We start from the raw sequence: 11,988 nt of genomic DNA, 5'->3' as shown, positions 1-11,988 counted from the left end.
TTTTCTCATATAATCGCTTTTATTCCTTCTAAAATTAATCCAATCATAAAACCACAAACAGCCCCGTTCACACGAATCCACTGCAAATCTTTACCGACATTATTTTCAATCATTTCGATTAATGTTTTATCATCTAACTTATCAAGGTTTTCTTGCACAAGCTTTCCAATTTTCGAATGATTCTTTTCAACAATAGTAACAACTTGTTTTTGTAACCAATCTTCTATTTTTTGAACAGTCAATTCGTCTTCTTTTATTTTATTCATTTGTGTTTGTAAGAATGGAACAACATATTTATCAGCAAATTCTTCATTCTTCACAAAAGTAACTGCCCTACTCTGTACTTGCTCTAGCATCTCTTTTATTTTGTCAGTAGCATCCCAATTTGCAATCCATTTTTCTTTCCACTTCTCTAATTCCTGTAATAAAGATTCATTTTCTTTTACATTTATAATCTCTTGACGAATTTTCGCTAATATAAGTTGCCTTGTGCTATTATCTGCATCTTGTAAGCTGTTAATATTGCTAATGATAAACTTCTGCAAAATGCCGCCGATTTTATCCTCATCAACAATATTCATAAACGATTTCAAAGTAAACTGTAGGAATCCATCTACTTTTATGTTTTCCATCGCCTTCATGCCTAAGCTTCCGAGCTGATAACGTGCTTCATCTTGAGCTGTCCAATCTTTCACTTTTACTAATATGTAATCAAGTGTTTTTTCATCATATTCTTGCACTACTAATTGATCCACGAGAACTTGTAATATGTTACTTGTATTAATTGTATGCAAATACGTTTTTAATTCTTTTTCAATAATAACTGCTAATTTTTCCGTATCTATTTGAAGAATCGCTTTCTCAGCAATTGTTACAATCCCTTTTTTCACAGCGTCAGACTGTAACTCTTTCTCAGCAATTTGCAGTACCATTTGCGCTAGCTGCATTTCTTTTACTTTACTTGTAATACTGTCTTTCGTCAGCCATTCATTTTCTAACGTAGAAACGAGTCCCTTTGTTACCCGCTTACGATTTTTCGGTAATAATGCTGTATGTGGAATTGGGATTCCCAACGGATGACGGAATAAAGCTGTAACCGCAAACCAATCCGCAAGTCCACCAACTAACCCAGCTTCAAATCCACCTTGTATAATTTCTCCAGCTACCGTTCCTTGAAAAGGGATGGAAGCCGCAAAACCTACGCCCATAACCCCAAGCGAAATACCCGCTATATATTTAGTCTGTAATGACATCGTATACACATCCTCTTATTATGTAAAATAAAGCTTTTTTGTTATATTTATTCGATATTAGCAATCCTTTATATCTATACTATAATGAACTAATGCGAAAATAACAAAGAATTTTATGCACATGAAAAAAATGAGGCTGTAAATAGCCTCATTTTTATTTTAACGTTAATTCCAAACCTTTCTTATAATACCCATTCATCACGTCTTCCGGAACCATACTCCCACCAGTTCCCCACACAATATGAGTACCTTTCTTCACCTTCTCTGTTAACTGTTGTTTTTGTAAATACTCATTTTCAGCTTTACATACATTCAACGGCCCTATCATACCCGCTAATGCAGAAGGCTCTAAATAAATATTTTCAGTATCAGCCAGTTCTTTTAATAATCTATATAACTCCTCATCACTTACTGTGTAATTTCCACTCAAAAATGGTTCCATCGTTTTACCGACAAATCCAGATGGTCTTCCTACCGCAAGTCCATCCGCATCAGTTACATTATCAATCCCGATATCTTGAACGGCGATTTTATCGTGAAGCCCTGTCATTAAACCGAGTAACATACACGGAGAGTGCGTAGGCTCCGCAAAGAAACAGTGTACGTTGTCTTTATACAATAACTTTAAGCCGAATGCTACTCCGCCAGGTCCGCCCCCTACTCCGCACGGAAGATAAACGAATAAAGGGTGCTCTTCATCTACTACAATCTCTAACTCTTCTAATTGTTTTTGTAAACGTGACGCTGCTACTGCGTATCCTAAAAATAAATCATGCGAGTTTTCATCATCAACAAAATAACAGCTAGGATCTGCATCTGCTTGCAGTCTTCCTTCTTCTACTGCTTTACTATAATCAGCTTCATATTCAATAACGTTTACACCTTTACTTCTTAATAAATCTTTTTTCCATTCTTTTGCGTCTGCTGACATATGAACAGTCACGTTAAAACCTAGTTTCGCACTCATAATACCGATGCTAAGCCCTAAATTCCCAGTAGAACCTACTGCAATTGAATACTTCGCAAAGAAACCTCTAAATCTATCACTATCTAAAATTGAATAATCATCTTTCTCTGTTAACATTCCATGCTGCAATGCTAATTGCTCTGCATGTTTCAACACTTCATAAATGCCGCCTCTTGCCTTTATTGATCCTGATATCGGAAGATGACTATCACACTTTAATAATAATTCTCCTAAAATAGGCTGCTCGTAATTTTTCTCTAAAGATTGTTTCATAGAAGAGATTTTCACTAAAGGTGATTCTATAATACCGCCTGTTTCTTTCGTTTCAGGAAATACTTTCGCAATATATGGTGCAAAACGCTTTAATCTCTCTTCCGCGTCTTTTACATGTTCTTCATTAAGTGGCGAATTTTTTATTGCTGTTTCATACTTTTCCATATTCGGGTTTATCCAAAATACTTCTTCTGTTGCGATTAAGTTATTTACTAGTGGATATTGCTCTTTTAATGCCTCTATCTCCTTCATTCCTCTTCCTCCTCATTTCCTTGTAGATAGCCATATAATAAATTATAATTAATTTAATTTTAATATAGTTTAACATAAATAATTCATTTTAGTTAATTTCAATTTAATTTATTTAAATATAATTTAATAATTATTAAGGAGCATTTATTATGGAAAATATAGATATTGGTAAAAAGATTGAAAAACAAAGAAAAGAAAAAGGATTAACTAGTAAAGAATTAGCAAAGATGGCCGAAATCACACCATCAATGCTTAGTCAAATTGAACGTGGTTCTGCTAACCCTTCTATTCAAACATTAAAGGTACTTGCAAAAGCTCTTGATGTTCCAACATTTAGTTTTTTACTTGAAGAAAATAATACAGACGATTTAATTGTACGTTCTCATAAAAGAAAAAAAATGATTATCGATAATTTATCATATGAATTGTTATCACCTGATTTCACAGGAAATTTAGCAACAGCAATTATGACTATCCCACCAAATACTGCTTCATCAGAAAATGTTCTAGAACATAAAGGTGAAGAATTAGCATTAGTATTAGACGGAAAAATCACATTGCACTTAAATGAAGAAGAATACACATTAGAAACTGGTGATAGCGTAAAAATACCAGCTTATTTAAAACATAAATGGGTAAATCAATTCGAGAAAAATGCGATTGTTTTATTTTCTGTTACTCCGCCGATTTTTTAATTCATATGATGATACAAAAATAGCCATGCTCTCCGTCCATGGCTACTTTTATTTTTTTGGTACTAATAAAATCCCTAAACTAATAATAAAAAAACTGAGTATTTGCTGTATTGAAAGACCAAATAGAACTGAATTTTGTTCACTAATAAGTGAAATAATGATATGAGCAATTCCCTCGCAAATTAGAAAAAAGCTTATATTCTTTCCATTTCCTAATCTTTCATTTTTAATCCATAACGAGCCAATTATACCGAGCGCGAGTATAATCTCATACATGAAAATAGGATGATACAAAAATTTTGATTCATATATTTTCATCCCCCACGGCAGTGTCGTTTGTGCACCTACTTCTTGATGGAATATAAAATAAAAGATTATACTCACGCAAAATCCAAAAGGTAATGTATCAAGTAAAATCCGAAGAGAAAATTGCTCTTTTTTACTTTTCCAAACAATATATATACTCGCAATTACGCACCCTACTATAATATGCTGAATACTTCCTACAGCTAATAATGCTGGCATTGGCGCCCCAATGGCCCATACCGGATTTAAAATTGCCGGTGCGAATTTCCATACTAATACAATGATAAGAAAGCCATTCGTTACTGCATCCATCATTTTTTCATATTGAATATTTTGCTTTTTCATCCTTAGTTTCATTAGAGTAAATCCAAATAAACTTCCTATTATAAGAGAAACGGGTTGTAACCTCACCATCCACTCCATCACTATGAAATCCCCTCTTAATTCTCAATTATTTTCTTAAACTTCTCTTCTAATTGATCTGGAGGTAATACCCCTCGTGCATGATCTACAATAATTCCATCTTTATTAACAAAAAATGTCGTTGGTAAAGAAAATACTTTATAATCTATTCCAGCTACTCCGTCCATATCTAATAGAACAGGAAATTTAAATCCGTGACGATCTGCAAATGCGCTCGCTTCTTGTACTGGATCCCCGATTGTTGCATTTACCGCAAAGATTTCAACATCCTCCTTATATTTATCATACAAACGAACTAGATCAGGAGCCTCCATTTCACATGGACCACACCATGATGCCCAAAAATTAATAACATATGGTTTTCCCTTTGCATCATTTAACGAATAAAGCTTCCCATCTAATCCTTTTAATGTTATGTTCGGCGCTTTAAATCCCACTTGTGGTAATACTTCCTTCTCTTGTAACTCCGCTTGTTTCGCTTTTCTTTCTTTTTCTTCTTTCTTAGTATTATAAAAGTTAACTCCTGCCCAAATTAGTGCCCCAGCTAGTATAATAGCAATTAGTTTCTTCACTTTTTTTCCTCCTCATTTCTAAAATCCCGTAAATCCGCCGAATAGACGAATAAAGAACGCTGTAATTTTCGTCATTTGATTTGTATATAATAAAACCCCTGTTAAAATCATCATTCCACCGCCGATTTTCATCATGACATTGGCATAAGTAACAATCCATTTTACCTTTCCAATAAAAAATGCCATCACGAAAAACGGAACTGCAAAGCCAAGAGTATATGCCGTAATATAAAGAAGCGCACTTTCAGGATTGGTCGCCCCGAGCATAAGCACTGCAGAAAATATCGGACCAACACACGGTGTCCATCCTGCTGCATATGTCATGCCGACCAAAACTGAGCGAATATATCCTGTCGATTTACTTCTATACTGCACTTTTTTCTCTGCCATAAGCCACTTAGGCTGAAACAATCCAGTCATAAATAACCCCATCAAAACAATAAAAACCCCACCAATTTGCTGAATCAATCTTTGATTAGATGAAAAAGTAATCCCAATCCAACTCACCGATAAACCTAACGCATAAAATATAACCGAGAAACCGATCATAAAAAATACTGTATGTATAATCGCTGACTTTTGCATAATCCCACGATTTTCTTTTAAATCTTGAATAGACACACCTGTAATATATGATAAATAAGATGGATATAGCGGTAAAGAACATGGTGATATAAATGAAAGTATCCCAGCCCCTACTACTAGCCAAATTGTTAAATCCGCTGCATTCATTTTATCCCTCCTAAATACACTACAATGCGTAGTGTTAATTATTAAAAAAAGAGGCTATATGCACTCTCCGACAATAAGTACAATCGACATACAAAATAGCCCTAACGTTACATATACTGAATTTGTATGTACTGGCATATTCAGCTTAACAACTTTCTCATTCAACACTTGCTCAATTCGTAAATTAATTGCGGTTTTCGCAAACGACGCTGTAATACATTGATTTTCCATCGTCTTTATTTTAATTAACTTTAATAATGCACTACCTAGCTCAAATGAAGATTTCATTTTTTGCATCGCATATTTATCTGCTGATAGCTCTTGATATACATGATAACGCTGCAACATCCCTTTTAATATAGGAATATACATCATTCCCTCAGCTAACAATGTAAAGAAAAATAACTTTAATGGATCTCGATTTTTTTGATGATATTCCTCATGTAATACAATCGCATCAATTTCTTCCTCAGAAAATGCCTGAAACATTCCTTCTGAAATGACAATTTTCGGTCGAAATAATCCAATTGTAAATGCCGTAATCTGTAACGTTGATAATACGTACACTTGCTTTCCTTTTCTAGTAATAGACACGAGATTTCTTTTCAATCTTTTACTATAAAAAAATTGCTTCCAAATTCTTTTACTCATAATGATTACAGTAAATAACAGTAATCCGGCTATCATTATACGAAGTATTGATAGTTCCCTCATATGTTTTTGTAATTCAAATAAACAAAATTGAGAAAGGAAAAATGCTTTATTTTGAAAAAGAAATGGGTATGTAACGTAGTATACTAACATGCTTAAAAAAAGCACACTAATAGTCACTGCTAACAAAACGATTTTACGCATTTGCCACTTCATTTTATCGGTCCTCTTTTTTTAGCCGACTTAATTTCTCTTCTAATTTTTTTATTAAAGATGGATCAGCTTGTTCTAACTCATCTATCATATGGTTCACAACAAGATCTCCAAATTCACCCATTAATTCCTGTGTCATTTTCTTCGTTTGATTAGATAAAAATTCTTCCTTCGTTTGTGTAGTACGATACATACCACTTCTTTTCACAATATGCTTTTCTAAATGTGCTTTCTCTACTAATCTGTTCATAACTGTCATTACCGTATTAAAATTCACCGGGGATTCTTCACTTAATCTCTGTTGCACATCTTTAATGGTAATACCCTCAGTAGCCCAAACAATTTCCATTATTTTCGCTTCAAGCGGTCCGAAAAAGTGATTTAACCCTTGCTCATTTAACTTGTAGTTTTGAGTAAACATCGTATGGCCCCTTTCACACTACAGATTGTAGTATAAAATATATAGAAGGTCAAACATAAATGATATTAACTGATACTTAAATGAATCCTAATCTCCACTAATTAGTTATCTGTACCACGTTCGATTCATTGTAAACCTAACTTCTCTCCAAATGTATCATAGAGATAATATTCTAATATTTGCACACTAAATTTCTCATTACGCCCAAGTGCAAATAATTCCCGATCTTTAGCTACGATAGTATCTAATGGAATCACCACATTATCCACTATTTTTGTAATTTCAATTATATTACTTTCTACGTTTACTTCTGTTTTAAATTCAATATTTTCTAATACTATATGTGAGCGTCTTCCTGATGCAAAAAAAGTAAAGTTAGGGTTTTTAAAAATTCCAATTTCACTCTCTAACGGATATAAATATTTATAAATTATATCTCTGTGTCCATCTTTTATTATTTTTTCATCTTTTTCATCATCTAAATATTCTTTCACCTTCGCTGCGAACTCAAATCGAAAATCCACTCTTTCACGCTCCCTCTTTTTAGTCTACGCTAATAAATATATTAATATAATTTAACTATATTATAAAATAAGTTCCTATAAAAAGTAAAAAACACTTTTGTAAAACTTTTGGTATTCCCTGTACTTTTTAAATATAAATACTCTTTCAACATTCATTAGTACGTCGTTATATTCATTTAAACATATTGTCCCCATATTTTAAAACAATATTTTCCAGTATTATATATCAATAAAGTGAAACTTTAATCAATGGGGATTTTGTTCATCCCCTACTGATTATTAGCCCACACCAATCGGGCGTTTACGGGCAGCAGGGCTCCCACCTAACTGCTTTGCTCCAATCGAATTTTGAGGCGGGAGTTTACTGCCCGCAAATAGCGGGATAAACTGCTTCTAATTCCTTTCTATCCACAGCTATCGACTCCTTATGCTATTTCAATATATTGTTCACTTTATTTCCCCTTATTCATTAAATCACAGAAGGAATGTAACTCCCCACTATCGAATTTTTACATAACAAATATTATTAGGTGGTGCTTTACTATGAAATTAGCTGTCATTGGTGGCGGTGATTTACAAGATCCAAATCACTTGCATATTAATGAACGACTTATAGAATTAACGAATAAACAATACCCAAAAGTATTATTCATTCCTACAGCTAGTCGTGATGATGAAGGATATATAAAGTTATTTTTAGCAACATTTGAAAAGCAATTACATTGTGAGGTTCAAATTTTACGCATTTCAACCGAAACACCTACTAAATATGAAATAGATGAGATGATTCATTCTGCCGATTTAATTTACCTTGGCGGTGGAAATTACGTTCACATGCTTGAACAATGGAAAGAACATAAACTAGATGAAAAGTTACTATTTGCTTTAAAACGTGGAACACTTATTGCAGGATATAGTGCCGGTGCTATGTGCTGGTTCACATCTAGCATTCGTTCAGATTATGAAGGTTCCGGTTATATAGAAAGTAGTGGCTGGGGTATTGTTAACAAAAGATTTTGCCCCCATTACAATCAATTAAATAGAATGAATGCCTTCCATACGTTTTTACAAACTCACCAAGGTAATATAGAAGGTATTGCATTAGAAGATAATTGCGCTTTATATATTACAGAAGGTTCATTTGAAATTATCGGTGAGCCAGATACAGCTTGGGAGTTTTATATGAATAATGGAGAACTCATTAGACAACATTTTGACATAACTTTAAAAAGTTATTTATAAGCATTCATAAAAAAATGTCCCTAAGTATAATGACTTAGGGACATTTTCATCTTTTAACTCACTAATCGTGTAATTCGTTTCTTCTGCCATGAAAGCTTATAATATGCATACTGTAATATTAAGCTGACGATGAATGCAGCTGGATACCCAATCCATATCCCTTCTATTCCAAGGCTCGTATGGTAAGAAAGATAATACGCCACAGGTACTTCAACAAGCCAAATTGATACAACACTGATTACAGTTGGCCATAGTACAGTACCACTTGCTCGCATTGTCGCACTAATAATTTGTGCATGACCGAAAATTAAGTAGCTCCATAATGTAATCATGATTAGACTATGAGCAATGTCAATTGTATTTTGACTTGTTAAAAATAGTGCTAAAATATCTCTTGAGAACAAGTAAATAAGAGATATTAATACACCACCAATGATATAATTCATAATAATTCCGGCCTTAACAACTTTCTGTAATCGATCAAATTGGTTCGCACCAATTGATTGCGCTGCAAAAATTGATACCGTAATACCGAGGCTGACCGCTGGCATTTGTACATAACTTGCAACTTGGTTCACAACACCATACGCCGCTGTTGCATCTGAACCGTACCGATTTACAAATGCGATTACCGCGATCTCTGATAATGAAACTAATATCATATTAATACTCGCTGGAATACCGAGGCGTAACAATAATTTTAATAACTCCCAGTCCATACGAAGATATTTTCTTACTGTCCCGTCTAATTGTAGTGGATGATTTTTCTTCTTTAAATACACTAGCATGACAATAAACGTAATAACTGTAGATATAACTGAAGCATAGGCTGCTCCGTAAACATCTAATTTCGGAGCTCCTAACCAGCCAAAAATAAGAATTGGTAATAAAATCATATTTAGCGCTGTACTTACGATTAAAAAGTAAAATGGCGTTTTTGAATCTCCTGTACCTCTCATAAATGTTGTATATGCAAAATATAAAAATAATACTGGCATAGATATAAATAAAATTCTTGCGTAATGCACACTTATTTCAATAATATTTTCTGGCGTTCCCATAAGACGCATAATATCCATCGCAAAAATACTACCTATTATCGCCAACACGACTCCGATAATAAAAGTAAACGTAAGCGTCGTACCAACGATAGCTTTTAAGCGCTCCTCATTTTTAGCACCAAATGCCTGACCAATTAAAATTGAACTACCAGAACCAATTCCAATTACAAATGAAACGAGTAGGAAAAATAACGGGAAAAATGCCGATATAGCTGCTAGATCATTTACGCCAAGCCATCTTCCTACTACTACCATTCCAAATAACTGTCCAACTGATTGTAATACATTACTTAAAAGTAACGGCACTAAAAACATGGACATCGATTTCCATATCGGCTTATGTTCTGTTTCTGACTTCTGTGACTCTACACCTTCTTTATCGTTATCTGTAGGTGGTTTCAAATTTCATTTCTCCTTTTATTTAAAATCTGCACGGTTAAATCCGTGCTCAAATAGTTGTAATTACTCCAACCATTTCTATACTGTTTGCTCGTCAAAGTAATTGCTTCTTCCACTCACTATTTTCAAATTCATCATAGAACTTTAACATATTTTTCGTATCTGTAATCCTCTATCTCTTTGTATAGTTGTTTTTATTATGTGCATCTATTCATTTTCTTCTCTTCATTCTTATAACTTCACCCAATATTGGCTTCCATCAGCTGTTCTATCTAAAAAACCATATTCGATTAAATATCTTCTCAAAGTTACAAAATCCGGATATATATTTTCTAAAACTATATTTACTTCTTTTTCAGTATACTTTTTATTACTATCGAATTTCTTCACTAAATGACGTAATATAATCAATTTCCGCTTTTGCTTTTTCGGAAATTTAGAAAGCGGTCCATCCAAACCTTCTGTAAAATGCGCTGTTAAAACTTCAGCATTTTCTTCCTCTGTAATATTGTATCTATCATCCACCATCGTAGCTGTTCTATGAATCGGTACAAATTTAGTTTGAACTTTTGATTTTTCTTCTGACAATTCCATTAACGCTAAAAATACTTTCGCTTGCTTCATTTTCTCGCGCAATGTAAATCGATGATTGCGAATCGTCGATGTGCTCCCGCCATCCATTTCTTTTACAATCTCTTTATCGTTAAGTCCCATATGGAAAAACTGAACCATTTTCTTTTGCAAATCAGTTAAGCCTGTAAACTTTTTATCAAGATTTAATAAATATTCAAACATAGATGTATGCTCATTTTGAATATGCAACTGTACAAACTTCTCTGCTTCATACAAAACTTGATTTTCTTGATAAATAACCCCTTTAATAAACGTTTCTCCACAAGCTAAACAAATATATTCCTCTGCTTCCGCTTCAAACACATACCCTTTCTTCAATTCCTCAACCGATGCATCCCAAAACTTCTCTGAAATATCACTCACACTAAACACTCCTTCAAAACGTTTATTCAAAAACTAAACAAATCACAATAACGTTTATTACCACTTCACCATCTTAACATAACACAAACAAACATTTCAACGTTCCGTTTACCCATTTTATAAACTTTTATAAAAAAATCTATTAAACAAATTAAAAAAGGACTTAAAGCAACGAAAAGCGAATGTGTTTAATAAATGAATTTAGGATGTGAAACAAAACATGACTATTCTGCACGACCCTTGGTTTACTGTTAAACAAATCGCTCGAAATACATATGCGATTAGTGAATATGGACATTGGGAGAAAGTACATTCCTTCTTACTTGTAGGCGATACCACCGCACTCCTTATCGATACTGGACTAGGTATCGATAATATGAAACGTATAACGGACCAACTAACAAACTTACCAATTACAGTTGTCACAACACACGTTCATTGGGATCATATCGGTAGTCACTCACAATATGAAGAAATCTATGTACATGCTTTAGAAGAAGATTGGCTCATTAACGGCATAAAAGGACTTCCTATTACTCAAATTAGGCACGACATCGCTCGTGACATTACTAAACCTACACCTAAAACATTTCAACCTGAAACATTCAATCCATTTCAAGGAACACCAACAAAATTACTACAGGATGGAGACATTATTGATATCGGAAATAGGAAAATTCAAATTATACATACTCCAGGTCACTCACCAGGATATATTTGTATATACGATTATGAAACTGCGTTTTTATTCACAGGAGATTTACTTTATGAAGGCACGATTTTTGCGTTTTATCCATCGACAAATCCTGTAGACTTAGTTCAGTCTCTAAACAAAATTACAAACTTCTCTCCTATTAAACAAATTTACGGTTCACATCATACACTTGGTCTTTCTCCTACTATATTGAAAGAAGTAAAATACGCTATTCAATATTTAAGTGATAACAACCTCGTTCAACATGGAACCAACATTCACTCATTCCAAAACTTCAGTATTCAATTTTAACT

General features: G+C 33.5%; 13 protein-coding genes. 3 read left to right on the top strand and 10 right to left on the bottom strand.

The genetic code is table 11. From position 1 onward, the window contains the following. Window positions 1–5: 5 nt before the first annotated feature. Together QCI77_RS08950 and QCI77_RS08945 are read right to left on the bottom strand one after the other, a co-directional pair. On the bottom strand, window positions 6–1,253 hold the full coding sequence (locus tag QCI77_RS08950) for a DUF445 domain-containing protein (protein WP_088031589.1): 1,248 nt from the start codon (window positions 1,251–1,253) through the stop codon (window positions 6–8). 154 nt (window positions 1,254–1,407) lie between these two features. Beyond that, on the bottom strand, window positions 1,408–2,745 hold the full coding sequence (locus tag QCI77_RS08945; RefSeq protein ID WP_113769394.1) for a D-serine ammonia-lyase: 1,338 nt from the start codon (window positions 2,743–2,745) through the stop codon (window positions 1,408–1,410). Between the two features lie 149 nt (window positions 2,746–2,894). Between QCI77_RS08945 and QCI77_RS08940 the strand changes: the two genes are divergently transcribed. Further along, complete coding sequence (locus QCI77_RS08940; RefSeq protein ID WP_002141215.1) at window positions 2,895–3,440, top strand: helix-turn-helix domain-containing protein; 546 nt, start codon at window positions 2,895–2,897, stop codon at window positions 3,438–3,440. Window positions 3,441–3,488: 48 nt separating this feature from the next. On the opposite strand, the gene QCI77_RS08935 is transcribed toward QCI77_RS08940, so the two are convergent. The 6 genes from QCI77_RS08935 to QCI77_RS08910 form a co-directional block, all read right to left on the bottom strand. Then, window positions 3,489–4,172 carry a prolipoprotein diacylglyceryl transferase family protein gene (locus tag QCI77_RS08935; protein ID WP_242246597.1) on the bottom strand — a complete coding sequence of 228 codons (684 nt, stop codon included), beginning with the start codon at window positions 4,170–4,172 and terminating at the stop codon, window positions 3,489–3,491. A gap of 14 nt (window positions 4,173–4,186) precedes the next feature. Then, window positions 4,187–4,741 carry a TlpA family protein disulfide reductase gene (locus tag QCI77_RS08930; protein WP_002031090.1) on the bottom strand — a complete coding sequence of 185 codons (555 nt, stop codon included), beginning with the start codon at window positions 4,739–4,741 and terminating at the stop codon, window positions 4,187–4,189. 18 nt (window positions 4,742–4,759) lie between these two features. Further along, window positions 4,760–5,473 carry a cytochrome c-type biogenesis protein CcdA gene (gene ccdA, locus QCI77_RS08925; protein ID WP_002031088.1) on the bottom strand — a complete coding sequence of 238 codons (714 nt, stop codon included), beginning with the start codon at window positions 5,471–5,473 and terminating at the stop codon, window positions 4,760–4,762. Window positions 5,474–5,527: 54 nt separating this feature from the next. Next, window positions 5,528–6,340 carry a M56 family metallopeptidase gene (locus QCI77_RS08920; protein ID WP_113769396.1) on the bottom strand — a complete coding sequence of 271 codons (813 nt, stop codon included), beginning with the start codon at window positions 6,338–6,340 and terminating at the stop codon, window positions 5,528–5,530. Window position 6,341: 1 nt separating this feature from the next. Beyond that, window positions 6,342–6,758 carry a BlaI/MecI/CopY family transcriptional regulator gene (locus tag QCI77_RS08915; protein WP_002031086.1) on the bottom strand — a complete coding sequence of 139 codons (417 nt, stop codon included), beginning with the start codon at window positions 6,756–6,758 and terminating at the stop codon, window positions 6,342–6,344. Window positions 6,759–6,883: 125 nt separating this feature from the next. Then, window positions 6,884–7,282 carry a DUF3942 family protein gene (locus QCI77_RS08910; RefSeq protein WP_002031084.1) on the bottom strand — a complete coding sequence of 133 codons (399 nt, stop codon included), beginning with the start codon at window positions 7,280–7,282 and terminating at the stop codon, window positions 6,884–6,886. A 543-nt stretch (window positions 7,283–7,825) separates the two neighbouring features. On the opposite strand from QCI77_RS08910, the gene QCI77_RS08905 reads away from it, so the two are divergent. After that, window positions 7,826–8,524 carry a peptidase E gene (locus QCI77_RS08905; protein WP_002031081.1) on the top strand — a complete coding sequence of 233 codons (699 nt, stop codon included), beginning with the start codon at window positions 7,826–7,828 and terminating at the stop codon, window positions 8,522–8,524. A 53-nt stretch (window positions 8,525–8,577) separates the two neighbouring features. On the opposite strand, the gene QCI77_RS08900 is transcribed toward QCI77_RS08905, so the two are convergent. Next, window positions 8,578–9,987, bottom strand: a complete 1,410-nt coding sequence (locus QCI77_RS08900; RefSeq protein WP_061688931.1) for an MATE family efflux transporter — start codon at window positions 9,985–9,987, stop codon at window positions 8,578–8,580. A 228-nt stretch (window positions 9,988–10,215) separates the two neighbouring features. Next, a complete protein-coding gene (locus QCI77_RS08895) occupies window positions 10,216–10,980 on the bottom strand; it encodes a DUF2087 domain-containing protein (protein WP_353824783.1) in 765 nt (254 codons plus the stop codon). 220 nt (window positions 10,981–11,200) lie between these two features. Between QCI77_RS08895 and QCI77_RS08890 the strand changes: the two genes are divergently transcribed. Continuing rightward, the gene (locus tag QCI77_RS08890) at window positions 11,201–11,986 is read left to right on the top strand and encodes an MBL fold metallo-hydrolase (RefSeq protein ID WP_353824782.1); all 786 of its coding nucleotides are present in this window, start codon (window positions 11,201–11,203) and stop codon (window positions 11,984–11,986) included. Window positions 11,987–11,988: the final 2 nt, after the last annotated feature.

This window comes from Bacillus cereus group sp. MG9, from assembly GCF_040459995.1.
GTDB lineage: Bacteria > Bacillota > Bacilli > Bacillales > Bacillaceae_G > Bacillus_A > Bacillus_A mycoides.
The sequence above is the reverse complement of the archived record's forward strand: the minus strand, read 5'-3'. Positions and strand labels throughout refer to the sequence as shown.

Bases quoted from the DNA above. Each gene is read 5' to 3' on its own strand.
- QCI77_RS08950 (WP_088031589.1), bottom strand. From the start codon at position 1,253: ATGTCATTACAGACTAAATATATAGCGGGTATTTCGCTTGGGGTTATG.
- QCI77_RS08945 (WP_113769394.1), bottom strand. From the start codon at position 2,745: ATGAAGGAGATAGAGGCATTAAAAGAGCAATATCCACTAGTAAATAAC.
- QCI77_RS08940 (WP_002141215.1), top strand. From the start codon at position 2,895: ATGGAAAATATAGATATTGGTAAAAAGATTGAAAAACAAAGAAAAGAA.
- ccdA (WP_002031088.1), bottom strand. From the start codon at position 5,473: ATGAATGCAGCGGATTTAACAATTTGGCTAGTAGTAGGGGCTGGGATA.
- QCI77_RS08920 (WP_113769396.1), bottom strand. From the start codon at position 6,340: ATGAAGTGGCAAATGCGTAAAATCGTTTTGTTAGCAGTGACTATTAGT.
- QCI77_RS08915 (WP_002031086.1), bottom strand. From the start codon at position 6,758: ATGTTTACTCAAAACTACAAGTTAAATGAGCAAGGGTTAAATCACTTT.
- QCI77_RS08905 (WP_002031081.1), top strand. From the start codon at position 7,826: ATGAAATTAGCTGTCATTGGTGGCGGTGATTTACAAGATCCAAATCAC.
- QCI77_RS08890 (WP_353824782.1), top strand. From the start codon at position 11,201: ATGACTATTCTGCACGACCCTTGGTTTACTGTTAAACAAATCGCTCGA.